15 protein-coding genes are annotated in these 24,841 nt (G+C 57.1%); 11 read left to right on the top strand and 4 right to left on the bottom strand.

Annotated elements, in window-relative coordinates; genetic code table 11:
- Nucleotides 1-143 precede the first annotated feature (143 nt).
- Nucleotides 144-2,273: a beta-galactosidase trimerization domain-containing protein gene (locus IDH45_RS11125; RefSeq protein ID WP_190927542.1), complete on the bottom strand. Its 2,130-nt coding sequence runs from the start codon at nucleotides 2,271-2,273 to the stop codon at nucleotides 144-146.
- A 981-nt stretch (nucleotides 2,274-3,254) separates the two neighbouring features.
- Entirely contained in the window at nucleotides 3,255-4,574 is a 1,320-nt protein-coding gene (locus IDH45_RS11120; RefSeq protein ID WP_190927540.1) for an ABC transporter substrate-binding protein, read from the bottom strand.
- A gap of 1,109 nt (nucleotides 4,575-5,683) precedes the next feature.
- On the opposite strand from IDH45_RS11120, the gene IDH45_RS11115 reads away from it, so the two are divergent.
- The 5 genes from IDH45_RS11115 (at nucleotide 5,684) to IDH45_RS11095 (ending at nucleotide 17,521) form a co-directional block, all read left to right on the top strand.
- A complete protein-coding gene (locus IDH45_RS11115) occupies nucleotides 5,684-6,994 on the top strand; it encodes an ABC transporter substrate-binding protein (protein WP_190927538.1) in 1,311 nt (436 codons plus the stop codon).
- A gap of 73 nt (nucleotides 6,995-7,067) precedes the next feature.
- Nucleotides 7,068-8,063, top strand: coding sequence for a hydroxyacid dehydrogenase (locus IDH45_RS11110; RefSeq protein WP_190927536.1), 996 nt, complete (start codon nucleotides 7,068-7,070; stop codon nucleotides 8,061-8,063).
- Between the two features lie 254 nt (nucleotides 8,064-8,317).
- A complete protein-coding gene (locus IDH45_RS11105) occupies nucleotides 8,318-11,107 on the top strand; it encodes a PQQ-like beta-propeller repeat protein (protein WP_190927534.1) in 2,790 nt (929 codons plus the stop codon).
- A gap of 58 nt (nucleotides 11,108-11,165) precedes the next feature.
- Nucleotides 11,166-15,887 carry an Ig-like domain-containing protein gene (locus IDH45_RS11100; RefSeq protein ID WP_190927532.1) on the top strand — a complete coding sequence of 1,574 codons (4,722 nt, stop codon included), beginning with the start codon at nucleotides 11,166-11,168 and terminating at the stop codon, nucleotides 15,885-15,887.
- A 191-nt stretch (nucleotides 15,888-16,078) separates the two neighbouring features.
- Nucleotides 16,079-17,521 (top strand): extracellular solute-binding protein, encoded by a 1,443-nt coding sequence (locus IDH45_RS11095; protein WP_190927530.1) that lies wholly within the window; start codon nucleotides 16,079-16,081, stop codon nucleotides 17,519-17,521.
- A gap of 305 nt (nucleotides 17,522-17,826) precedes the next feature.
- On the opposite strand, the gene IDH45_RS11090 is transcribed toward IDH45_RS11095, so the two are convergent.
- Entirely contained in the window at nucleotides 17,827-18,174 is a 348-nt protein-coding gene (locus IDH45_RS11090; protein WP_190927528.1) for a hypothetical protein, read from the bottom strand.
- Between the two features lie 493 nt (nucleotides 18,175-18,667).
- Between IDH45_RS11090 and IDH45_RS11085 the strand changes: the two genes are divergently transcribed.
- From IDH45_RS11085 to IDH45_RS11070, 4 genes are read left to right on the top strand one after another with little or no spacing between them, the layout of a single operon-like run.
- Entirely contained in the window at nucleotides 18,668-19,630 is a 963-nt protein-coding gene (locus IDH45_RS11085; protein ID WP_190927621.1) for a metal ABC transporter solute-binding protein, Zn/Mn family, read from the top strand.
- A gap of 1 nt (nucleotide 19,631) precedes the next feature.
- A complete protein-coding gene (locus tag IDH45_RS11080; RefSeq protein WP_190927526.1) occupies nucleotides 19,632-20,369 on the top strand; it encodes a metal ABC transporter ATP-binding protein in 738 nt (245 codons plus the stop codon).
- Entirely contained in the window at nucleotides 20,366-21,289 is a 924-nt protein-coding gene (locus IDH45_RS11075) for a metal ABC transporter permease (protein WP_190927524.1), read from the top strand. The genes IDH45_RS11080 and IDH45_RS11075 overlap by 4 nt, the downstream gene beginning before the upstream one ends.
- A complete protein-coding gene (locus tag IDH45_RS11070) occupies nucleotides 21,286-22,167 on the top strand; it encodes a metal ABC transporter permease (RefSeq protein WP_190927522.1) in 882 nt (293 codons plus the stop codon). The genes IDH45_RS11075 and IDH45_RS11070 overlap by 4 nt, the downstream gene beginning before the upstream one ends.
- A gap of 121 nt (nucleotides 22,168-22,288) precedes the next feature.
- Here IDH45_RS11070 and IDH45_RS11065 read toward each other — a convergent pair whose 3' ends face one another.
- On the bottom strand, nucleotides 22,289-22,837 hold the full coding sequence (locus tag IDH45_RS11065; protein WP_190927521.1) for an AAA family ATPase: 549 nt from the start codon (nucleotides 22,835-22,837) through the stop codon (nucleotides 22,289-22,291).
- Between the two features lie 262 nt (nucleotides 22,838-23,099).
- Here IDH45_RS11065 and IDH45_RS11060 point away from each other — a divergent pair, with 262 nt between their 5' ends.
- Both IDH45_RS11060 and IDH45_RS11055 read left to right on the top strand, forming a co-directional pair.
- Nucleotides 23,100-24,077, top strand: coding sequence for a glycosyltransferase family 2 protein (locus tag IDH45_RS11060; protein WP_190927519.1), 978 nt, complete (start codon nucleotides 23,100-23,102; stop codon nucleotides 24,075-24,077).
- A 60-nt stretch (nucleotides 24,078-24,137) separates the two neighbouring features.
- The gene (locus IDH45_RS11055) at nucleotides 24,138-24,701 is read left to right on the top strand and encodes a DUF6492 family protein (protein WP_190927517.1); all 564 of its coding nucleotides are present in this window, start codon (nucleotides 24,138-24,140) and stop codon (nucleotides 24,699-24,701) included.
- Nucleotides 24,702-24,841: the final 140 nt, after the last annotated feature.

Genomic DNA, 24,841 nt, shown 5'->3' with positions numbered 1-24,841 from the left:
AATGAGCGGCTAAAGTGAAAGTATCAGTTCCATCCCACGGCGGGCGGAACGATCGGACTGGAGTTTGTCAAAGACGAAGCGGGCCGATGGGGGCCCGCTTGTTTCAGGTTTTGCCCGAGGCGGTGATCAAGGGAGGCGGCTTGCTAGGGAGCGGCATCAGCCGATGGATGAGACTGGGCGATGGCCGCGGGGATTGTCCCGGTTTCCGTGGAATATTCCAGCAGCAGCATCAGGAATGTATCCAGCTTTGGCGCAGTAAAGGATACTGCGCCATCCCCGGCAGTGAAACCGATCGGTTGTCCGTCGGGTACGGTTCGGAGACGAAGCGGACGTTTGGCGCCGATATGCAGTTGGATGCCGATCCCATGGACGGGAATGTTGGGCAATTGCTGCTGAAAGTTAAGCAGGTGAAGGCGGTACCGGTTTAGGTGCGCATCGTGAAAGAGGGTGATCTCGACACACTTGGGCGCATCCGATTCATAGTGGAAAGGCTTCGAGCGTAGAGAACGGATCAAGCTGGCGAATAGCTCGCGCTGGCCTTGGTGCGGCGAGCTTTCGATGTCCCCCGCTGCGTACACGACTTGACCTTGCCCGTAGCGGCGGCGCGTAATCGCCGGCCAGGACGTCGGTTTCCCCGGCGGATTGCTGATGGCCGAAGCGAACGCGTCGACTCTTTGCGGATCGACGTAGGGTAGGGTGATGGTCGCTTCCAGCCGGGTGTCCTTCGATGGCTCGACGAGTAGCTGCGTTCCTCTCAGCATGGCGGGATAGGCGGCGTTGAACGGCTGCAAGCTGCAGGTGCTGTCCGGGGAAGGGGCGATATACGTGACCGTTTCTTCCGTTTCGCCCTTCCAGGATACGCCGAACAGCTCGGACAGCTGAAAATTTCCCAACCGGACGCCGTCTTTGTCCATCAGCGACGTTCGTTTGCTGGCGTAGAGACTTCCTCCGTTCTGCACATACCGGGTGAACGCTTCCGTTTCCTCCTGATCGAGCATCAGCACGTTCGGCAGGATGACAATTTGGCATTGCGCCAACTGCCGCAAATTTTTTTTCGTGAGTACGCCGTAAGGGATATTAGCGTCGCTTAGGGATTTTGCCGCACTGGTAGCTCTGTTCATGTAGGAATCCTCGCCGTCGTACGGCTCGATCGCGGATTCGAAATTCATATAGATGGCTGCGTCATAGCAGAATTCGGCGTTGTGATCGAGGAACGGCTCGAACGGTTCGAGTTCCTTGTACAAGCGGCCCATCATTTCGTATACGCGGCGGTCCAGTGTCCCGGACGGGTCTATGGCGTCGATGAACAGGAAGGCGCCTTGATGCGCCAAGGCGGAAAACATCTGCGCGCGCAGCAGCTCGGCGGGCTTGGTCGTCGTATGATCGCTCAGATCGGGACAGCGGGAGGTCATAAATTCGAACGGCTTATTCTCGCTTAACTCGTACAAAGCTTTGCAAGTAAACGACTGATGCAGCGCATCCCCGTAAAAATCCCCGCTGGCGTAATCGCTGTTGCGGAAAGCGGCGTTGGTCATCCCGGTCCGCCAGCCGGTCGACCATGCCGAAAATTGATGGCCGAAGGAAGCGCCGGGACGCTTACGCCTTACGACGGCGGCCAGTTCGCCGATGAATTCCGCCAGCCAGGCTTCCCGGGTACGCTGGAATCGGACCCAGCCCGGATCGGCCCAGTCGGCCTTGAGCGGCAGCTCGGCTCCGGTTTCTTCGCGGTATCGTCGCTTGCAGCCGGGGCAGTGACAGGGCGAATACGGCCAAAAGATCATGTCGATCCACATGCCGTCAAACGCGTAGCGGTCGCACAAATCTTCGATTTGCGCCAGCATGAACCCGCGGTAGGGCGTATTGAAGCAGCAGACGCCATAGCGGCCCTTGGTCCATAAATAGTCGGCCGTGCCTTTGCCTTCATCGGAGATGAACCGCCATTCGGGGTAGTTGTCGTAGGCCCACTTGGACCAAAAGTTGTCATACACGATCGCGTTGATTCCGCGCTCCCGGCAGCCTGCGACGATCTCCCCGAGCATGTCCCGGCCTCGGATGCCTCCATGCATATGGCCGATGGGAGTCGGCCAGTAGCAGATGCCGAGGCAGGAGTCGGCATAGATCATCGCGGTGTCGACACGGGCGAGGGTCATCAGGTCCACGTAGGCTTGCGGGTCCAGCTCCGACAGAAACCGTTCGTCCCAGTCGGGAATGTGCATATCGATCAGGCAGCGCCGGAAGCTGCTTTGGTACCACGGCATTTTTTGCAGGTTCATGCTTGGCCCTCCTTGTTTGGGTAAAGGGAGCAGCAGCCGGCGCGGGTTCGGGGCCGCCTCACCCGCGGCATGGCTCATTGCCTTGCTTCACCGCCTTGTTCGTGGTAAGCGGAGGGAGCTCCGGCATCCTCCGTTTGGCGGAATATCCTGATCCGGAGAGGACTGCCGTGCTGCATATTGTGAAGTTCGGCTGTTGTTCCTGAAAGTGATGAGTATATGTAGCTTCGCGCCGCGACGATGGTGAGCAGGGCAGAACAGAACAGAGCAGAGCAGGGCAGGCCAAAGTAGGTCAGGGCGTCGTGGCCCCAGCTAGTTCGTAGAATCCGATCTGCCTGAAATAAGAGCGATTAGCAGCTCTTAAATCGGCGGATCTGCCAAATTTGGAGAAATAAGAGCTTTTTGCAGCCTTTATTTCAGCGGTGTAAGGGCGAAATGGCGTTTTCCGTCTGTAATAAGGGTCCCGTTCATCCCTTATTTTGGATGAATAACCCGATTTGTTGAAAATAAGAGCTGCTAAAGACCGCTATGCCACCTCTCGAACGATCGCGTCCACCGGCTTGCTGAGAAGATGAAGGAGGTGGAAGGCGGGGGGAGCAGGATGGGGGGCAGGAGGGTAGCAGAAAGGTAGCAAAAAGGGGACAGGGGGAGCGGGAATCAACCATTGGACCGGTATAAATGAAATCGATCCTGCGAGATTATCCAACATCCCCAGCGGCGTCCCATGGCCCATTGCGCCCTATAGCACTCCGAAACACTCGTTCGACTTCCTGCTCCATAGCTACCGATTCCGCCCCATAGTTTCATGAAGCTCCCGTAGAAACTACCCGCCAATTCGTGTCAAAAGAGCACTCGTTCGACTACCTTCCCCTCAGCTACCCGGAGCGTCCTAGCGACTACCTGCTCCGTAGCCTCCAAGAGCGTCCTAACGACTCCCCGCCCCTCTGCACCGGTTCCCCTCGAACAACCGCCCCCCCCCAGCATTTACTTCAGGAATGCTTTCGTATCCTGCTCCATCAGCTCGTTTGCTTCGCGCAGCGCGGTGTTGATGTCTTTGCCTTGGTGCAGCACCTCGTTAAACGCGGTGTTGATCCGAATGACCGGCAGAGTGGGGTAGTCGTAGACGAAGGGCTGGATTACTTGCAGCTTGGCTTTGGTGAGAGCGGCTACATTTTTGTTTTGGAAGGCGGTGATTGCTTTGCCGAATTCGTTGTGAATGCTCGTGTCCTTCAGGACGGACATCTTCCCGTTGCGCGACCATTCGAGCTGCACTTCATCCGACAGAACGACGGAGATGACCTGGAAGGAGGCGTCTTTGTTTTTGCTTTGCTGCGTGATCAGCATGTTGTAGGTGTCCGCCCGCTGGCCGAAGCCCGGTGCTTTGTTGTTCGACGGGTACGTGAACACGTTCCAGTTGAACGGGTTCGTCTCGCGCAGCTTCTGCAGCGTTCCCATATGGCCGAAGGCGATCGCTACCTGCCCGTCGAAGAACAGCTGCTCGTAGTTCGTACCGGCCGGGGGCATCAGCGCTCCTTGTGTATCGTACAAGCTCTTCCACAGCGCCAGCACGCTTCGCCAATCTTCCGTGTCCAGCATCGCTTTTTTCTTTTCTTTGTCCAAATACGGCAATCCGAGCTGATACCCGCCCCACATCGCGTCGCCGGCCCACAGTCCGATATACTTCTTATCTCCTTCCTCTCTCGTGAGCTGTACAGCTTTCTTCTGAATCTCTTCCCACGTCATCTTGTCGGTCGGGTAGCTGACGGCGAATTTGTCGAATAGGTCGGCATTGTAAAATAAGCCGAAGGCGTTGTTGTAAAAGGGGAGCGATACCATGTAGTCAAGGCCGGTGGCGGTTTTCAGGGAGTCGATGAGTTCGGGCAGGAGGCGGTTTTTATCGAATTGATGCTTGCGGATCAGGTCATCCATGTTTTGGGTGACGCCCAGCCCGATTATTTTCATCAGCGCATACGGTGCGTCGACGAGGATGTCCGGAATGTTTTTGTTCACGACCATTTCTTCTACCGTTTGGGTTCCTTTCGGCATGTCGTTGGACCGGACTACGGTAATGTGCGGATATTTTTTCTTCACGGGGTCGGCTACGTACTTCTTCAGTTCCTCGTCCGTCAAAAAGAACGGATTCGCTCCGATCGTGACGGTCACCGGCTCGGTTTGGATGGCCGGTTTCGCGGGTTCTCCAGTGGCGGGCTCTTGAACGGTAGTGCCGGGAGATTTGCTGCAGCCGCTAAGGATCAACACAACGGATAAAGCGGAAAATAACAAAGGCAATGCCGATTTGCTCACTTCGATCACCTCATGATTATTTTGGTTAATCCGCTTGCTTGTTAGCGAAGTGTGATGTTGGCAGACAACGAAACTTTACCTCTCTCTGGGTGGACCGCCCACATGCGGCCGGGCTTCGTCCAGGGTGCGGATATGGTTCTCTCCGGTGCGGAAACAAAACTGCGATTATCGGATGACGGGGCACGTTTGTTGCCGGATAGACTCCTCCTTTCCTGAGCGATGCAAAACCGTGCGGACATTTCCCGTTGCTTTTCTTATTTATATGCGTGAATGGGGAGATCAACTATCATTTATAGATTATATATAATATATTATATTTCGGTGTAAACTTGTCTGTCAATATAAATAAACGGATGATTTCACGTGAAACATATTGGGTGTTTAAGGGAGAATAGGAATTTTATTGATGATGGACAGGCGTCCCGTAATATGCAACGGACAAACCGGGGCGTGATTCCAAGACAAGTTCCAAGTCATAATGCCAGGACGCGATTTCAAGATATAGTCCAAGGCATAGTTCAAAACGCAAACCCAAAACGCAAACCCAAAACGCAAACCCAAAACGCAAACCCAAAACGCAAACCCAAAACGCAAACCCAAAACGCAAACCCAAAACGTAAATCCAAGACGTAAACCCAAAACGTAAATCCAAAGCGTAAACCCAAACAGAATTCCAATACGCACCTAGTAAATCCGTGCCTAAAAAATGCCTGCCAGTTCTTACATAGATCACATCGTTCTGGTTCCCTTTTATAAGAAAAAAGAAAACCACAATTATAGACCGGACATTTTTGAAGAAGGTCGGAAACTTGCAGATAAACCAAAGAAAACCCTTATTTTATAAGGATTTGCTTGCAACCCATTCCAAACCAGTGTCTTTATATAAGGCTATAAGTAAGGAACCAGTTGACAATAAATAAAGCGCTTTCTAAAATAAACGTTAGAAACATTGGAACTAGAAAGACACCACAACCCGATTCAATACACGATGACCGGCGGGACTACAGAACGATAAGGGGGATGTTTGTCCGTAAGGGGTCGAAGCGAAAGAAGCTGTTTTCGCCGTATTGAAACACAACAAACAAGATGTTTAGGGGAGGGTGGTTGCTATGGTTAAAAAGAAGGGGTATATCGCTATAGCTGCTCTGATGTCCGTTCTGGTGTCCGCCTGTGGAGCTCAGGGTACGAAGGAAGGAGGCGATCCGGCACCGGCGGCGCCGAAGCCGAAGGAACCGTATACGTTGAAAATATGGGGCGGCGGCGTGTCGGCGGCGGAATTCAACGAGCGGTTCAAGGCGATGTTCGCTCAGAAGTTCCCGCACATTACGGTCGAGTATATCGTCAACGGGAAAGGAACCACGATGCCGGAGCTGGTGGCGGCGGGGGACATCCCGGATATTATCCGGTTCGACGTGCCCAGTATCCGCACGAGTTACCTCGATCTCGGGATCGGCTACGACTTGTCCGAGCTGATCAAGACGAACAAGTACGATACGCAGCGATTCGTTAAAGTGTTTATGGACGAAGTGATCGACGCCGGACGTTCGGAAGCGGTGTACGGGCTGCCGATGCCGCCTTATTTCCCGCAGGTGCTGTATTACAACAAAGATTTGTTCGATAAATTCGGCGTCGCTTATCCGAAGGACGGCATGACCTGGGATGAGATCTATGACATCTCCAAAAAGATGACGCGTGTGGACGGAGGCGTGGAGTACCGGGGCTTCAGCTCCAATCCGGTTAATACGCTGCGCGACAATCCGTTCTCGCTGCCGATTCTCGATCCGACCCGGGATCAGCTCGCCGACCCGGAGAAGTGGAAGCTGCTGTTCACTAATCTGAAGCGGTTTTATGAAATTCCGAACAACAAGATCGAGGCGACGAATACGAATGAAAATGCCGCCTTCTCCAAAGGAAAAGTCGCACTCATGCCGAATCAACACAGTGTCTACTTGACGATCCCCGAGTCGGTGAACTGGGACATGGTGACGTACCCGATCATGGAAGGAGCGCCGAAGCTGGCGCCGCAGCGGGGACCGGCCTATCTGGGTCTCTCCAAGACGAGCAAGCATAAGGAAGAAGCGTTCGAGGTCATTATGGCGATGCTCTCGGACGAGATTCAACTGGCCGATTCCAAGCGGGGCATCACGACTACGCTGAACAGCAAGGAGATCGAAGGTGCGCTCGGCACCGGACATCCGGTATACAGCAAGAAAAACATGAAGGCCGTTAACCATTACCCGCCGACACCTTATACGCAGAAGCGTAAGGCTGATCTGCTGGACGTTCCCGGCGCGACGCAGCAAAACCTCGTCGGCACGACGTTCATCGAGGTCGCTCAAGGCAAGGTCGACCTGAACACGGCGATCCGCCAGCTCGAAGAGAAGCTGAAGGCGGAGCTCGACAAGCAGAAAAACAAATAAAGGAACGAACGGGCATAAGCTTAGTGGACCGGGTACGCCGGACACAACTTACAAGGATGGAGATGGAGAGAAGATGGGAGTTCGAATAGCCGTACTGGCAGAACCTCGAATACAGCAACGGATTTTTGGCGAGAAACACTGGGAGCAGTTGAGCGCGCTCGGGGAGGTCGCCCGGATCGAGCAGGAAGGGCCGATGCAGCCGGTTGCCATGAAGGCGGTTATCGAAGGAGCCGACATCGCGATTACCTCGTGGGGGTGCCCTGCGCTGACCGGAGATATTTTGGAAGGTGCCCCGAAATTAAAAGGAGTGCTCCACGCCGCAGGTACGGTGAAAGGGATCGTCACCCCGGAAGTTTGGCGGCGGGGCATCCGGGTGTCGAGCGCCAACGGGCCGCTTGGCAGGGGCGTAGCCGAGACGGCGCTCGGCTTCACGATCGCTTCGCTCAAGCATATGTGGTGGCTGTCGCAGTCGACCCGCCTGGGCGGCTGGGGTTCGGGCAGAGATAAAGTGCGCGAGCTGTACCAGGTGACGATCGGCGTCATCGGCGGCGGCAAAGCGGGCGGCCACTATATCCGTCTGCTGCGCAATTTCGACGTCCATATCATGATCTACGATCCGGTGATGACGGCCGAGCAGGCGGCGGCTATGGGAGCGCAAAAGGCCGAGCTGGAAGTCGTGCTGGCCGCAAGCGACGTCGTCTCCATTCACGCCCCGTCCCTTCCGGCGACGTACAAGATGATCAACCGCGAGCGGCTGGCCGTCATGAAGGACGACGCGATCCTGATCAATACGGCCCGGGGCTCCATCGTGGACGAGGAAGCGCTGGTCGAGGAGCTCCGCAAGGGGCGGCTGTTCGCCTGCCTCGACGTCACCGACCCGGAGCCGCCTGCGCCGGACCATCCGCTGCGGAGCTTGCCGAATTGCATCTTGACGCCGCATATCGCGGGAGCGGTCAATAACGGGGTGAAGCGGGTCGGCCAATTTGCGATCGACGAATTGAAGCGGCTGCTGGCCGGCACGCCGCTCGAAGGCGAGGTTCGCGAAGAGCAGATGAGCACGCTGGCGTAACAGAAGAGGGAGGCCGCCGTCTACCGCAGGGGAAAGCGGCGGTCTTTTATTAACGGAAAGGGGTGATGCCCGTTACCAACAAGTTTGTCTGAGGTGCCGTCCAGTCCTGAACGAAAAGGATGACACGTGCGGCTTTTCGACCAACGGGGCTGACGGGTGCCGGCTAGGCTTGTCCGCATGTGAAAGCTGCCAACACCATGACGACATCGACGAATCGCATCCCGGAACTTAATCAGGAAAGTGGGGATTCGCTTATGTACGTTCGAAACGGGGCTAAAAACGGCCTCATCTGCTGTCTGGCCATGCTGCTGTGCCTCATCTCGGTTATGGTGCCGGGCAAGGCCGGATTGGCCAGCTCTCCGGCGATAGCGATTGTGAACGCAGGGTTCGAGCAGCAAGCTCCCGGAGGCGTGATTCCGGGCTGGAGGCAAACGTACGGCAACGGCGTGGCTGCGGCTACGTACGGGATTACGAGTACGTCCAAGTATAGCGGGAGCTTCAGTCTTCATCTGGATGACTTGTCTCCTACGGCGGCGCTTGGGGTGGAGAGCGACAAGTTCGCGATCGTCCCGGGGACCGCTTATTCGGCGTCGGCTATGTTTCAGGTGGAGCGCGGGGCGCTGTCCATCTATTTGCAGTTTTTTAATGAAGCCGGAACCCGGGTGGCGAACACTTCGGCCGGAGTGGATCTCTCCGCAGGGGAATGGGTGAAGGGCGGCGTATCCGGCATCGCTCCGGCGGATGCGGTGACGGCTTCGGTGCTGCTGTATTCTTCAACGACAGGACAGGGGGCGGGTCATATCGACGATGTGAAGGTGGAAGTGAATCCGATCGGTACGTTCGAGTCTCTGGGACAGCCGATTATGAATTTCATTAATCAGGACGCCGCGATCGGACGGGAGCAGGGCAAGGATGTCGCGTATACGGTGGTGAAGGGCGCCAACGACAGCACGGTATTTGCCGTAGTCGACCTGCTCTCTGCTGATGTGATCAAGACGATCCCGATGCCCGGCGTCACCGGAGCGTGGGGCGTCAAGGCGGCAAGCGACGGTAAAATCTATGCGGGCACTCATTATGACGGCCATCTGTATCAATACACGCCGGGCAGCGACAGTATCGTCGATCTGGGACGGCTGGGCGCGGAGACGCACATCTGGGCGCTGGTGGCCGGTGCGGACGGTAAAATCTATGCCGGCACGTATCCGAATGCGCACGTGTTCGAGTACGACCCGGCGACCAATCAGGTAAACGATCTCGGCCGGGTACATCCGACGGAGAAATACGTCCGCTCCATCGCTTACGACGGCGACAACAACGTCGTGTATGCAGGCGTCGGAGGGGTGACGGCGGGGATCGTCAAGATCGATCTGGCCACCGGGACTCACGAAGAAATTTTGCAGACCCTCCTTCCCGCCGCTTACACAAACTACGATTTTGCTACCAATATGGGTTATGCGCTCGGCAAGCTGTTCGTCAGGCTGAACAAGCCGGATCACCTGCTGATCGTGGATGTCGCCACGGAGACGGTCGAATATTACGACCCGAACGGTCTCGGCATGGGATCGAGGACGCTGGCGGTTATGCCGGGCGACGATCAGAATATTTATTTCGGTGGCTACGTATTGCGCTCGTATAACGTGGTGACCAAAACGTTTGCTGTAGAGTTTGCGGACCCGAACGCGAGAGCGTTCAACTTTTTCGACGGCAAATTTCTGCAGCTGAACGATCCGCAGTGGCCGGGGTATACGTTTGTCGGTTTTAGCGAGAAAGGCCAGATCTTTTTCAACAACAAGCAAACCGGCAATCTGTCTACTCTAAAAGTCGACAATTACGGCTCCCCGATTCTGATTCAAAGTTTGCATACCGGCTATGACGGCAATATATACATCGGCGGTTACTTGGGGGCTACCGGCTTTACATCCTATCGTCCGGCGGACGGCACGTTCACGGACGTGCAGCAGTTCGGCCAGGTCGAATCGGTGGCGAGCGTCAACAACAAGCTGTATATCGGCACGTACGGGAATGCGAGGGTGCACGAATATGATCCGACCGCACCGTGGACGTCCGCGAATCCGCGAAGGGTAGCCGAGCTGGTCAGCCACGGCCAGGACCGTCCGTTCGCGATGGTCGGCGTCGACTCGCTCTCCAAGCTGTATGTCGGCTCCGTCCCCGATTACGGTTCGCTGAGTGGGGCGCTGACGGTATATGACGTGCCGACCCGGCAAGTGCAGGTGCACAAAGATATCGTGCACGACCAGGGGGTCGTTTCCTTGGCGCACCGGGACGGCCTCATCTACGGCGGAACGACGATTTACGGCGGTCTTGGCACGAGTGGGCCGTCGGAGACGGAAGGCAAGCTGTTCGTATTCGATACGGCGACGAACAGCAAAGTATTCGAGATCGTACCGGTCCCCGGCCGCAAAGTCGTGAGCGGCTTGCTGGACGGCCCGGACGGCCTGATCTGGGGCGTGGCGGAGGATACGATCTTCAAGTTCGATCCGGATACGCAGCAAATTGTCTACAAAGCGGCGAGACTCGGACGGTACGGCACCGGCACGGTATGGGTCGACGCATTCCTGGAGGTCGGCAAGGACGGCAATGTGTACGGGACGAACCGGCAAAAGACGCTGTTTATGATCAAGCCGGACACGATGGAGTTTTTCCGGATCAAAACCGGCGCGGGCAATTATTTGACGCAGGACCATCTGGGCAATTTGTATATGGCGAACGATGCGAATCTGTGGAAGTATACGCTGCCGCAGGAAGAGGAGGAAGTAAGCCTGGACTCGATGCGGGCCGCGGTCGATTCCTATCAAGCCGCGGGCGGCATGAACAGCACGTTCGCCGCCGAGCTGAAGTACCGTCTGAATATTATCGGCATCTTGCTGGGGCAAGGGGCGGCGGGGCAGGCGGCTGCCTACATGCAGGACTTCGTCAGCCATATTCAGGACCCGGCTGTTTTGCAGCAGGGGCTCATATCGGCGGCGGCATCGGAACGTTTAAGCGCGGATGCGGCCGTGCTGATCCAGGCGTGGACCGCTTAAGGAGCTTCGCCCCCGCGAAGGGGAGAAGCGGCTTTCCAAGTGATCGGAGGGGAAAAGGATGGGAAGCACAGGACAGCGCGGCGTACGTTTGCGGACGGCGAAGGCGGCACTAAGCATTCTGCTTGCGGTCGCCGTCGTATTCGGCGGCTTCGGCGCCGGTATCGGACTCGGTCCGGCGGAGGTCCGGGGAGCAGGAGCGGCAGGCGAGCTGTTTTACGATTTTGAAAATTTCGCAGTAGGCCCCTTGAACGGACAGCACGGCTGGACGAATGCCGGGCCGGAGGTGACGGTGACCGATCAGGTGTATGCGGTCAGTGGCGCCAAGACGATGAAGATCGCCGATAACGACAAGACGAAGGCGATGGGAGCGCGGGTGTCGTTCGATCCGATCGAACGCGGCAGCGTCGAGTGGTGGGTGAAGGCGGACACCGCCGACCGGCTGGTCATGCTGCTGGAAAGCGCGGGCCCGCAAGGGACGAAGCCGGTCGAGTGGATCGGGCTGCTGGCGAACCGGACGATCGAATATTATGACGGGGCGACCCGGTCTTATTCGAGCGAGACGTACGAACCGGGGAAATGGTACCGGTTCCGGGTCGACTTTGACGCGGCGGCAGGCAAAAAGACGATCACGGTGCAAAGTGAAAATGGCTTGCTGATGTTCCGCCAGGATACCGGCTTTCGGGATACGACGGCCTCGATGGTGAACGTGTTCCGGTTTGCGACGATCTCGACAGGTCTCGGCACGTTTTATGTCGATAACGTCCGGATACGCGATGCCGCGCTTGCCGATCCCGGCAGCCTGATCGGTCTTCGGGCCGATCCGGAGTCCGTGCAGGTGGTGGCGGGGCAGACGAAGAAGGTGCATATGCTGGGCAGTTATACGAATGGAGATGTACGCGTAATGGATGGTGGGACGGTGAACTATACGTCTGCAAATCCCGGAATTGCGACGGCAAGCGGCGGTATCGTGACCGGCGTATCGCCGGGGGCGACCGTGATAGCCGCTGTATACGGAGGTGCGCAGGCGATGCTGGACGTGAATGTGCTTGATCCGAACGATGTGCCGCCGTACAAAGATTTGCCGCTGCGTCCTCTGCAGCGGACGACGGATCTGCACGGGCTGAAGATCGTCGTGCCGGCCGGTCAGGAATGGCGGGCGCTCGGCGAGCGGATCGCCACGGCGCTCCAGACGAGATGGGGCATTCAGGCCGTTATGGCGGCGCCGGACCGCGATCGGTTCCGCGACGGCTGGACCGGCAATACGCTGCTGCTCGGCTCTCTCGGCAATAACGACCTGCTTGCCCGGCTGTACGGGATGCGCGCGTCGTATGCCGACGCCGTCTATCCCGGGGACGGCGGGTATCAGCTGCTGACGGTGATCGACCCGTTCGGTCTCGGCGGCAATACGATTATCGTCGGAGCGGGAGATACGGCGGGAGCGGCGCTTGGCGTCGACCGGCTGCTGGAGATTATCGGTCAGCAGACGACCGCGGAGCTCCCTTGGCTGGTGGAAGCGAAGCTGTCCGATCAGGCGGCTTCCTATCTGCAATATGACGGCGACCCAAGCCCCGCCGATATTCAGTCGGCGCTGGCCGCTGCGGGGACGCGCCTGTCGAAGCTGAAGCCGACGGCGAACAACGAGACGGATGCCAAAGCTTTGCATTCCGTACTGTCGGCGATCAAAATCTACGGCGAAAACTACCAGTTGACCGGCAATCCGGGCTTCGGCGAAGTGTACCGCAAGCTGCTCAAAGGGTATGCGTCTTTCCTGAACCGGCATCCGGCGGAGGCGAAGGCGCAGCTGAACGAAAGATCGAACATGTGGACGGACGGCGACACGTTCATTCAGAACTGGACCATCATGGAGGCGTCGCCGCTGTTCACGCCGCTCGAGCGCAAGCAGATCGTCTCCGCGCTGTACCTGACGTTCGAGGCCAATGCGAGAGACGGCTACGTGACAGGAGCCGCGGCCAGCGGTCCGCGCTGGAACCATCAGATTTTCCCGGCCTTGTCGCTGATCGCGGGGAGCGATTATTTCCTCCGTTATTACAGCTTGGCCGAAGCTTCGGGATGGAGGCAGCTGGGCGAACGGATCTTCACGGGAAATACGTCGTACATAAGCCTGGACGAAGGCTCGGATTACCTGATGCACGTGCCGATGACGAATATCGATTACGCGATGGCGACGGGAAATCTGGATTTCATGCAGCGGAGCCTGCGTCCGAGCGCCGATCTGAATGCGCTGATGATCGATAATTTGGGCGTGATGGCCGGCGGCGGGGACACGTATCCGTTCGGCTACAGCAGCAGCGGGTTCTCGTGGGGACACTCCCAAGTGATGAACGCCGCGACGTGGCTGTACGGCGATCCGCTTTACCGGTTTCTGCTGGAGCGGGCGAGAACCGGACCGTTCCCGGATCAGCGGATGGGCGATCTGGACTATCCGATCCACCGGTATATGGCGGTGAAGCCGGACGAGTCGGCCGGTCCGCCGGAAGGAACATACCCGAGGGTGCAGGCGTCCTCCATCGAGCCGGGCATCTATGACGACTTGAGGGAGAAGGAGCAGGCGCCGCTTGACGTGGCGCTGGAGGATACGTTCCATAAGCTGACGTTCCGCGAAGGGTTCGGGCTGGATGACAGCTATCTGATTCTGGACGGCTTCTCGGCCGGAGCGCACGGCCATCAGGACGGCAACGCGATTCTCAATTATACGGCGAACGGCAGGCTGTTCCTGACCGACCGGGATTATATCGAGAATACGCCGGAGCATCATACCGGGCTTGTCGTCACGAAGGACGGGGAGCAGCGGAAGAAGCCGCCGCTTGCCGAGCTGCAGTGGTCGGCGGACATTGACGGCATCGGACTTAGCCGCAGCATCGTGCCGAATTACAACGGAACGGACTGGCAGCGCTCGGTTGTAAGTCCGAACGGCAGCTTTTATGTGATTTACGACGATGTCACGGTAAACGAAGCCGGCGACTACGTTCTGAAAAATCTGTGGCAGACACTGGGGACGCCGAATATTCGCGGCGGCGACCGCTTCGAAGCGGAGCAGCAGGGCGTGACGATGTCGATCGACAGTCTGGACGCTTCGGATCTGCGCACGCAGGACCGGTACGGTCATTTCCGCAAATATTGGAAGTCCGATTACCCGTATCCGTATGCCGATCAGGAAACGGTGCTCAGCGAAGTGTTTGAGGAGCGCGGGTATGAGGCGGGTGAGAAGACCGGCTTTATCAATGTACTGTCCAGCCGTAAAAGCGGTCCCGCACTTCAGACGCGGCGGCTGAACGAAACGACGCTGGAAATCCGTCAGCAGGGAGAGCAATGGCTGGCCGTCCAATCAGCGCTGACGAGCAGCGATTTCGCTTCGGACGGGAAGTTCCATCTGATCGGCGAAGGAAAGCTGCTGGCGGCCGAGGCGACCCAGATCCGGATCGGCTCGCAGACGCTGGCGTTCGCACAGCCCGTTATGTTCTCGATGGATACCGCCAGCGGAGAGTGGACGACGCATTCGCTGCGCAAAGACCGGGTCGTCTACGATGCCCAGGGCGAACCGGTCCGGGAGGAAGCGCTTGATTCCGGTACGGCGGTCTGGTCGAAGCAGATGCTGCAGCGGCTGGAGCGGGAGGTGAAGGATCGGGAAAACCCGCGGGAGTGGAAAAAGCCGAGACCGGATCATCCGGAAGGGCTGGCCGACTGGCAGCGGGTACACCGGTTCCCCGAACAAGTGACGGACAGCGCATGGGGCGAACTGAACGGAGACGGCAAGGAGGAGCTGGTGCTCGGAGGTATTCAGGGCGCGGTGAGGGCGATCGACGATGCCGGTCAGGTGATGTGGAGCTTCGCGGCCGCCGGGCGCGTCAACGAAGTGACGATCCAGCAGTTGAACGGGCAGCCGGTTGTATTCGTCGCCACGGAGAACTGGCACGTGCATGCGCTGAATGCGCAGGGCCAGGAGCTGTGGAGCTACGTATTCCCGAGCGGAGCCGCACAGCGCGAACGCAAGGGGAATCTGCTCGGCGTCACGAACGTCCGGGTCGCGCATGTGAACGGAGCTGATCAACCTCCTTGGGTGATGGTAGGCACGCAGTACCGGTACATTTACGGATTGGATGCGAACGGAACGCTTCAATACGAGGACTTGTTGTATTATTACGGAATCGAAGATATGGCGTTTGCTGACTTTGACGGCGATGGCAAGGAGGAGGGCGTCTACGCACTGGAATATGCGTATTACGCGTACTGGAACGAACGCGTCGTTACCCGCGGCGGCAGCGGCGGCGGTCCGGGCTGGAAGGTGGCGGACGTATTGGAGCAGGGCGGCAGCGGAGGGTTGCCCGCTTTCCTGATGGGAACGAAGCAAAATGAAGTACGTCTGGCCGGGTATAGCGGGAAGCTGCAGGAGCTGTGGCAGCGGAACGTCGGCGGTGAAGTGAATGCGATCCGCCATGGCGATTACAACGGGGACGGAGTGCCTGAGATTTTGGCCGGCTCGGACGGCTTCCAGTTCTACGCGCTGAATCCAGACGGCACGGTCCGGTTCCGCAAGGCGCTGGAAGACCGGGTGCAGCATGTGGACGGCTGGAGCAGCGGCGGCGTAACCGAGTATTGGGCGGCTGTGGACCGCGGTTTGTTGGTTCAGTTGTCCGACCAGGGCGAGATCGCCAAGAAGACCCGGTTCAAGCATCCCGTCGCGGCCATCCGGGCGGGAGAGGCGCAGCCTAAACCATGGGTCGTGCTGGAGAACGGAGACGTGTACCGTTACCGGCGCTGACCGGATTCTTTTCCGGATTCTTTTTTAGATTGCCGCTTGATTCGTCCGTTTATGCGCGCCTGCACCTGTGTGCCGGCGCGGGAACGGGCGGTCAAGCGTTTTTCATTCCCATTTCTTCGTTAACGGCCGGTGTATCCTTATGTTATATTGAAGAGATAAGAAAACTAACGAACAGTGATGGCGGGATTAACATGAACGAGAAACCGAGCCGTAAAACGTTTCACGCCCGACTGGAAAAACTGGTCGACGAGATTCGCAGCGATATTGTACAAGGAGTATTGCGGGAAGGAGATTTCCTTCCATCGGAAAAAGCGTATGCCAAGCAGCACCGGCTCAGCAACAAGTCGGTGCGTCAGGGGCTGGAAGTGCTGGTCGCCGAGCGGCTGATCGAGAAAATTCCGCGGGTGGGCAACAAGGTGGCGCGGTACGCCCGGAGCGAGACGGTGGTGCTGAAGTTTGCCTGCCATACTTCGCTGCCTAAGGAAGCTGCAATGAAGACGCTGGTTGCCGAATTCCACAAGCGTCATCCCGGCATTCGCGTAGAATTCGTCACCTATAGCGGGGCGATCAATACGTTCCGTACGGTCAAGCAGCTGATCGAAGAGGAAGCGGTCGACGTGTTCACGATGAACTACAACGGATATGATGACTTCAAGCGCAACGACGGTCTTGACTATTTGGAGGCGCTGGAGCCGAATCCGAATATTTATCCGTTTCTGACTGACATCATGACTACGGACGACGGGCAGCTCAAGGGGCAGCCGTTTCTGTTTACGCCGCTCATCCTGTGCTACAACAAGGATCATTTCCGCGAGAAAGGCGTGCTGGAGCCGGACAGCGGCTGGCGCTGGGACGTGTTGTTCGAACAGGCGTCGAAGCTGGCGGTGGAGAACGAGAGACTGGGCTTTTATTTTCACTTCCCGTCGAGCAACCGGTGGCCGGTATTTCTGCTGCAGAGCGGCATTCGCTTCGACCGCGACGAGCGGAACCGGTTCTCCATCGGCGGCACGCAGCTGCTCGACAGCTTGAGGGCTTGCCGCAAGCTGATTCATATGCAGAAGGGGTTTCCGTTGTTTCTGTCGGAGAGGGACGCCGATGCGGAGGATTTGTTTTTCCGGGGCAAAGTATCGATGATTATGACGACTTATCTGAGCTTGAATCATCACGAGCGGCCGGAAGGGCTGGAGTACGACGTGGCGCCGCTGCCGTATCTGAACGACCCGAAGACGCTGCTGATGACGATCGGGCTGGCGGTCAACGCCTCCTCCAAAGTGAAGGACAGCGCCAAGCTGTTCGTCGATTTCCTGGTCTCGTACGAAGCGCAGCTGATGATCCGGCAGAAAACGTTAAGCATCCCGAGTCTCAAGCCGGCGGCGGAATGGACGGGCAAGGAGTCGATGTACCGGCCGTCGCGCTTCCATATGTATCGCGATATTATTCCGGCGTTCCGGACGTTCGGCGCCTTGAATATGTCGATCAAGGAGCTGGATGCGGTGTATGCGGAAGCGAAGCTGTACTGGTCGGGGCTGGAGACCGAGGAAGGGGTGGCTGCGCGGCTGGAGCAGCTGCTGGACCGGTTGGGCGGCAGCGGGGGCGGTCACGACGAGGCCGGAGTGGCGAATCTCACGGTTTGAAAGCCGGAAAGTATGAGGGCGTCCTGCTGCAAGAGCCCCCGCAAGAGCACCCCGATTAGAAACGAACGCGTTAGGGCGGCTGCGTGTTTTGCGGGTGGCTGGCGGTTCGGCTGTTATTCACAAAGTCCAAGCACCGGAAGGGTGCTTGGGCTTTGTGCCGTTGAGAAAACCGTCCATCGGCAGCCGCAGTTGCCGAACGTAACCTGATAGTGACCCTTGCCTTGTATGCGGAAATTCCGTGCACGCGGCGGTCCGTCTTCATTCCCCAGTCTTCAATCCTCAATCCTCCCGACCCGGTCCCAATTCTACTTCTGCTTGACCAGAACGACGCCCGCCGCAATCAGACCCAGGCCGGCCCATGTTTTCCAACTGGTAGTCTCCTTGAAGAACCAATACCCCATCAGCAAGGAAATCAGAATCTCCATACACTTGGCCGCCACAAGCACATAACTGAGCTGGTGAGTCGCTTTGTACCCGAACCGGACCCCGTACCCGATGCACAGGTTGGCGAGTAGAAACAAGGGGAGCATCAGGGTCTGAAACTTGAACGTACTCCAGAAGTGAGGATCGATCTGCTTGCTCTGATAAGAGAAGATCGCGTTAATGACGGTTAATCCAGTGAATAAAAGCCCGGCGCTGTACAAGTATATCATCCGATCCTCCGCAGCAGCATATGATGGCCTTAGTGTTTCCCTATGCCAACTTTTTTAACCGCGCGCAGAAAAGCGGTCGTCGGCGTCACCGTGGAGCGTCTTATTGGGACGTCCGGGCTGCAGTCTTGCCCGATCGGAATAGCGGGTGAGTGAGCCGCCGCCGGGTTGCATTTCCCCGATTCATTCCTTCCGCGACCTGAACACGTCTCGTCCCTCCGGCAGCGGAACCGCTGTGCGATAAAGCCCGGAAAAATAATTTTTGGGCGGGTAAACTATGTTTCCCTTAGGCAAATGCGGAAGTTCCCGTCGTTCCAAGCAATTTTCACTTTTTGGTTTATCGGAATGTTTGCAAAAAGTATTGACAAATTGCTCGTGGACAATTAATTTGTATATAACAATAAATTTTGCCCTAGGGAAAAATATTTGTCGGGGTACAAGTTACATATTCATGCCTGACGGCAAATAAAGGAGGAACAAGAAAGTGGTGAGAACTATGCTGAAGACATCGAAATTATGGGGGATCGGATTGTTGCTGGCTTTATCTGTGGTCGTAACGGCGTGCGCATCCGATTCGAAACATACGGCAGGCCAGCCGGGCGGATCAACCGTCGCAGGCAAGCTTAACGTCATTGCGACGATTGCCCAGATCGCCGAGCCGATCTCCGTTATCGGCGGCGACAAGGTCAACGTCCAGAGCTTAATGGGTCCCGGAGTCGACCCGCATCTGTACACGGCCACGCAAGGAGATATTAAGAAGCTGGAGAGCGGCGACATCATTTTCTATAGCGGTTTGCATCTGGAGGCGAATATGGTGAAAGTGTTCGCCGAGATCGGCAAGAAAAAGCCGGTGCTCGCGATCGGCGAGACGCTCCCGAAGGAGAAGCTGCTGAAGGACGAGGCAGGCGCGACCGACCCGCATATCTGGTTCGACATCGATCTGTGGAAGCAGGCGATCGGAGCCGCGACCGAAGAGCTGAAGAAGGCATCGAAGGAAAACGCCGATTATTTCGAAGCGAACAAAACGAAGTATTTCCAGCAGCTGGACGATCTGAAGAAGGAAGCCAAGGAGAAACTGACGCAAATCCCGAAAGAAAAACGGGTGCTCGTAACGGCGCACGACGCGTTCGGCTACTTCGGCCGCATGCAGGGCATCCAGGTCGTCGGTCTGCAAGGCTTGAGCACGGAAGCGGAAATCGGCCTGACCGACATCGAGGATACGATCAAAATTTTGGTCAAGCACAAAGTTCCTGCCGTATTCGTGGAAAGCAGCATCAACCCTGCATCCATTAAGGCTGTAATCGAAGGCGCCAAGAAGCAAGGGCTTGACGTGAAGCTGGGAGGAGAGCTGTTCTCCGACGCCATGGGCGATGCGGGGACGAAGGAAGGCACGTATATCGGCATGTACCGTCACAACGTCGATACGATCTATAAAGCGTTAAGCGGAAAGGGTGAGTGAGATGACTCCGGTACTGAACGTAAACGGCTTGTCTGCCTCGTATCGCAAAAATCAGGTGCTCGACCAGGTGCGGTTTCAAGTGCTGCCGGGGACGATGACCAGTATCGTAGGCCCTAACGGAGCGGGGAAGTCGACGCTGCTCAAGGTGATGCTGGAGCTGCACCCCAGACTTTCCGGATCGGTCTCCTTTTTCGGAACGACCTACAGCAAAGCGAAGTCCCGGATCGGCTACGTTCCGCAGCGCGGTTCGGTAGACTGGGATTTCCCGACCAATGCGCTGGATGTCGTCATGATGGGACTGTACGGGCAGATCGGCTGGCTAAAATGGCCGAGACGCACGCACAGGGAGCTGGCGTTGAATGCGCTGGCCGAGATGGGGATGGAAGCTTATGCCGGACGGCAGATCAGCCAGTTGTCCGGCGGGCAGCAGCAGCGGGTGTTTCTCGCCCGCGCGCTCGTGCAGGACGCGGAGCTTTACTTCCTCGACGAGCCGCTGGCCGGCGTCGACGCAGCGACGGAACGCGCCATCATGGATACGCTGAAGAAGCTGAAGAGCAAGGGAAGAACCGTTATGGTCGTCCATCACGACCTGCAGACGGTGGAAGACTACTTCGATCACGTGCTGCTGTTGAACCGGACCGTCGTCGCCCACGGCGCGACGCAGGATACCTTTACCAAAGAAAACATTTACCGTACCTACGGCGGCACGCTTCGATGGATGGGGGAGAAGTTCGGATGATCACGATGTTGTCGCACAATGCGCAGTGGGTGTTATTAAGTACATTAATATTGGGCACGGCAGCCGGGATCATCGGCTGCTTCTCCTATTGGAAGCGGCAAAGCCTGATGAGCGATGCGTTGTCTCACGCGGCGCTGCCCGGAGTGATTGTCGGATTCGCCATTATGGGCTCCAAAAATTTGTCGGTCATGATCGCCGGAGCCGCGGTCAGCGCCTTGCTCGGGGCCCTGCTGATTCATTGGATCCGCTCATCCTCGCGCGTGAAGGAGGATGCGGCGATGGGCATTATCTTATCCGTGTTTTTCGGACTCGGCATTATGCTGCTGACGTTCGTCAACCGGACGGCGGGGGGCAGCCAGAGCGGACTGGACAGCTTTATTTTCGGCCAGGCGGCATCGATGGTCAGTAAGGACGTAGTGACGATGTCGGTGCTGGCGCTGCTCGTGATGCTGGTCGCCGTGATCGGCTACAAGGAGTGGAAGCTGTTTCTGTTCGATGCCGCCTTTGCCAAAGGACTCGGCTTGTCCAGCCGCTTGATGAACAGCATCTATATGGCGGTTCTGGTGCTGGTCATTGTCATCGGCATTCAGGCGGTAGGCGTCATCCTCATGGCGGCTCTGCTCATTATACCGGCCGTTAGCGCCAGGTATTGGACGAATTCCTTTAAATGGATGGTGGTCCTCTCCGGTCTGTTCGGCGGAGGAGCCGGAATGACGGGCACGCTGATCAGCGCCGCAGGCAAAGGCTGGCCGACAGGTCCGTTCATCGTCATAGCCGCTTCGACCCTGTTCGTCTTTTCGTTGGCGTTCGGACTGCGCAAGGGACTGATCGTGACGTACTTGCAGCAGCGCGCGCAGAAGAAACGTTTGCTGCAACCGATGGCGGGTCAGACAGTACTGGACGGGGGGGTGACCAAATGAGCTACGCAGGCTGGATTCTATTAACTGCATCGCTGGTCGGACTGTCCTGCGGATTTATCGGCGTCCTGCTCGTCCTGCGCCGGATGGCGATGATGGCGGATGCGATCAGCCATACGGTCTTGCTTGGCATCGTTACGGCATTCCTGGTCACCCGGGAACTGAGCGGCATCCATATGCTGATCGGGGCGATTGCAGCCGGACTGCTGACCTCTGTGCTCGTGCAATGGTTTCATGCGCGCGGCGTCCAGCAGGAAGCTTCGATCGGAGTCGTATTCACCACCCTGTTTGCGATCGGCGTCGTCCTGATCGCTACGAAGGTCGGGAACGCGCACCTCGACGTCAAGCATACGCTGATGGGTGAGATTACGTTTATTCCGTGGGAAAAAATCGAACTGCCTCTGATCGGGGAAATACCGGAAGCGGTATTCATCCTGTCGATTGTATTGATTGTTGTGCTGGTGGCGATACTTGCGTTTTATAAAGAGTGGAAAATTACGTCCTTCGATCCCGCGCTCGCCGCAAGTCTGGGAATACCGGCCGTGCTGATGCATTACGTGTTCATGTCGCTCGTCTCGGTGACGACCGTTGCCGCCTTCGACGCGGTAGGCGCGATCATGGTGGTCGCCATGCTGATTACGCCTGCGGCGGCGGCATACCTATGGACCGACCGGTTGTCGGTTATGCTGATTCTCAGCGGGTTGTTCGGCGTCATCTCGGCCATAACCGGCTATTATATCGCGACTTGGCTGGATACGTCGATCTCCGGATCGATGGCGTTCTCGACGGGCCTCCTGTTTGCCTTCAGCTTCCTCTGTTCGCCCAAGCACGGCGTAATCGCCAAATTCATTCGTCCGGCGGAGACGAAGCTTTCCGCTTGATGGGCGATAGACGAACGCGGAGCTGCGAATCGATACGTGCAACGGTTACCAATAAAGCGCTGCAGAGCTGCGGTCCTTCCGCTTCCTCTGGAGCGCTTTTTTTCCTTTACCCTGCGAACCTTTAACGGTCTGAAATTAACCCTTCCCGCCAAATGCGCTTTACGATACTTGCGGCTGTCTCCTCGGCCGTCAGATCGGACGAGTCGAGCCACATGCCGATCCGCGGCGTTTCGTTGCGCAGCACGGCGTCCAGCGCTTCCACCGTCCATTCGCCGTATCCTTTTTTGGAACGGGCGGCTTCTCTTGAGGCGACGGCAGCCGGGCTCGGACACAGCACGACCACATAGAGCGGGCGGTGGCGGACATAGGAAATAAAATCGTCAAGCACGCGGCCGACCACGACATCCTGTACAACGGCGTTGAATCCGGCTTCCCGGTAAGTGTCCGCGGTCTGGGCCGCCAGGCGGTATCTCAGCCGCAACTGCTCCATCTCGTCCTGCCCGGAGTCCGGAGTTATTTCTTTGCGGTTATTTACGATCATTCTCCGGAATAAATCTCCCCGGATATGGACGGAGTTGTCGAGCCGTTCGGCGAGCAATTGGGCGACAGTCGACTTCCCGCTGGCCATAATGCCTGTCACCAGGATGGTGCAGGGACGTTCTGGAGGCATCGCGATCGTCTCTCCTTTCCTCTATCAGATTCCCCCTATTATAAAGAACCGATACCGATTCGTAGAAGGGGCAGTTTGAATAATAACGATCCTTTACCGCCGTTCCGTCCCATTAGGACGAACAAACAAAGTCTCCCCGGCTCCCGCCGAAAAGCGGAGGCTTTTTCGCCCTGTCTTTTCCTCTTTCTCTTTCATACTAATAATCGTAAAGAAGCAGGTGAGCTCCATCGGGGCGATCGGCCATATCGAAGGAGGCGGGGGCTTGAAGCTATCGGTAGTGATGGCCGTGTACAACGGCGAGCGATACGTAGAGGAAGCGATCGGCAGCATACTGGCGCAAACGTATACGGATTTTGAGCTGATCGTAATCGATGACGGTTCTGTCGACCGGACGAGAGACATCCTTCGCTCCATTTCGGACCCGAGGCTGAGGAGAGTGCTGCTGCCGTACAATTGCGGCGCCGCGATGTCTCTGAATATCGGCGTCTGGCAGTCGACCGGGGACTGGATCGCCATCCACGATGCGGACGACCGCAGTATGCCCGACCGGTTTCAGGTGCAGGCCGAATATGTTCGGGCCCGTCCAGAGCTGATCGTGGCCGGTGCGCAAATATCGTGCTTCGGCGACGCCGACGTCTCCCCGGCCTTGCTGCGGGAGCGCGAGCAGGCGCTGAACCAAGGCGAAAGTGCGCTGCGTCGCGATCGTTATTCGGTATGTCCGTTTTGCCACGGCACCGCATGGATTTCGCGGGCGAAGTTTATTCAAGCCGGAGGTTACGATCCCGGTTACAAGATCGTCTACGATTACGATTTGTGGCTGAAGCTGTTCCGGCTAGGTCCGATCGGGAAGGTGGACCGGGTGTTGTACGAATACCGGATTCATGCCAGCTCGCTGTCGAATCACAACAAGCGAAACGCGTTTACCGAGAGGCTCCGCTGCTGTGTCCGCCGAATGTGCGAGTCGGATCTGGTTCGCGGCAGCGGTATGCCCCGGGTACTGGTGATCGGCGGAGAATATCAGTGCCGGATTATGAAGACCGAGGTGGCGCCGTATTGCCGGATACACGTACAGGCTTATCACGATTCCGGTCTGGCGGGGAAGGTGCAGTCGTTCGTACATGCAGTCAAGTCGGGCGAAGTAGACGCTATCCTTCAAATGAATCATCCCTCGCGGACGATGATGACCGCGTATTTCCAGTTCCAGGGACTGGTGCAAAACAAACATTTCTTTAATTTATGACAACCCAGCGTCACGCTGATTCGATCCGGGCAACTGGCATTCGATGGAGGAGGTTTCGCCTTGCTGCCCTCGCCTACCGCTTCTAGCGGCACAAAAATTGATATCGTCATACCGACGGTAAGAAAAGATCTGGAAGTATTGCCCTATGTCGTGTCCGGCGCCAGAGCCAACATCCGGCATCCGATCGGGCGTGTCTATATCGTCGCGCCGACCGATCCCGAGATTCGGGCGTATTGCGAACGGAACGGGTGCACGTACGTCGAAGAGTCGGCGCTCCTGCCGATTACGAAGGAAGAGATCGGTTATACGGTGAACGGCATTGACCGGTCGGGCTGGCTGCTCCAGCAGTTTATCAAGCTGAGCGGCGACCGGCTGTGCGAGCAGGAGTTTTATCTGGTCATCGATTCGGATACGGTGTTTATCCGCCCGAACTGCTTCGAGCGCGGCGGCCGAGTCATCTTCCACACTTGCGACGAATACCATCCGCCGTATTTTGCAGTTTATGAGAAGCTGGTAGGACTGAAGCCGGCTTCGTCCAAATCGAAAAATAACATAGAAGCTTCCTCCTCCTCCGGTTCGGTTTCGGTCCGGGACCGAGCTCTGGCTGCTTGTGCCGATGAATAGGAGCGGTTTGTACCTCTTAATTGGTCCGAAACTAGCTTATATGAGGGAATAAGAGTGGTTTGAAGCTGCTATAATCCACAAAAAGGTGCTTCCTCAGTCGAATGGTCGAAATAGGGGTGCAAACCGCCTTTATTCGCTTC

The organism is Paenibacillus oceani (assembly GCF_014705615.1).
Classification (GTDB): Bacteria; Bacillota; Bacilli; order Paenibacillales; family NBRC-103111; genus Paenibacillus_AB; species Paenibacillus_AB oceani.
This window is presented reverse-complemented; position numbering and strand designations above follow the sequence as displayed.

Excerpts from the sequence above, each read along its gene's own strand:
- IDH45_RS11090 (WP_190927528.1), bottom strand. The coding sequence starts at position 18,174 with ATGATATACTTGTACAGCGCCGGGCTTTTATTCACTGGATTAACCGTC.
- IDH45_RS11105 (WP_190927534.1), top strand. The coding sequence starts at position 8,318 with ATGTACGTTCGAAACGGGGCTAAAAACGGCCTCATCTGCTGTCTGGCC.
- IDH45_RS11080 (WP_190927526.1), top strand. The coding sequence starts at position 19,632 with ATGACTCCGGTACTGAACGTAAACGGCTTGTCTGCCTCGTATCGCAAA.
- IDH45_RS11065 (WP_190927521.1), bottom strand. The coding sequence starts at position 22,837 with ATGCCTCCAGAACGTCCCTGCACCATCCTGGTGACAGGCATTATGGCC.
- IDH45_RS11075 (WP_190927524.1), top strand. The coding sequence starts at position 20,366 with ATGATCACGATGTTGTCGCACAATGCGCAGTGGGTGTTATTAAGTACA.
- IDH45_RS11070 (WP_190927522.1), top strand. The coding sequence starts at position 21,286 with ATGAGCTACGCAGGCTGGATTCTATTAACTGCATCGCTGGTCGGACTG.
- IDH45_RS11100 (WP_190927532.1), top strand. The coding sequence starts at position 11,166 with ATGGGAAGCACAGGACAGCGCGGCGTACGTTTGCGGACGGCGAAGGCG.
- IDH45_RS11125 (WP_190927542.1), bottom strand. The coding sequence starts at position 2,273 with ATGAACCTGCAAAAAATGCCGTGGTACCAAAGCAGCTTCCGGCGCTGC.
- IDH45_RS11085 (WP_190927621.1), top strand. The coding sequence starts at position 18,668 with ATGCTGAAGACATCGAAATTATGGGGGATCGGATTGTTGCTGGCTTTA.
- IDH45_RS11095 (WP_190927530.1), top strand. The coding sequence starts at position 16,079 with ATGAACGAGAAACCGAGCCGTAAAACGTTTCACGCCCGACTGGAAAAA.
- IDH45_RS11110 (WP_190927536.1), top strand. The coding sequence starts at position 7,068 with ATGGGAGTTCGAATAGCCGTACTGGCAGAACCTCGAATACAGCAACGG.
- IDH45_RS11115 (WP_190927538.1), top strand. The coding sequence starts at position 5,684 with ATGGTTAAAAAGAAGGGGTATATCGCTATAGCTGCTCTGATGTCCGTT.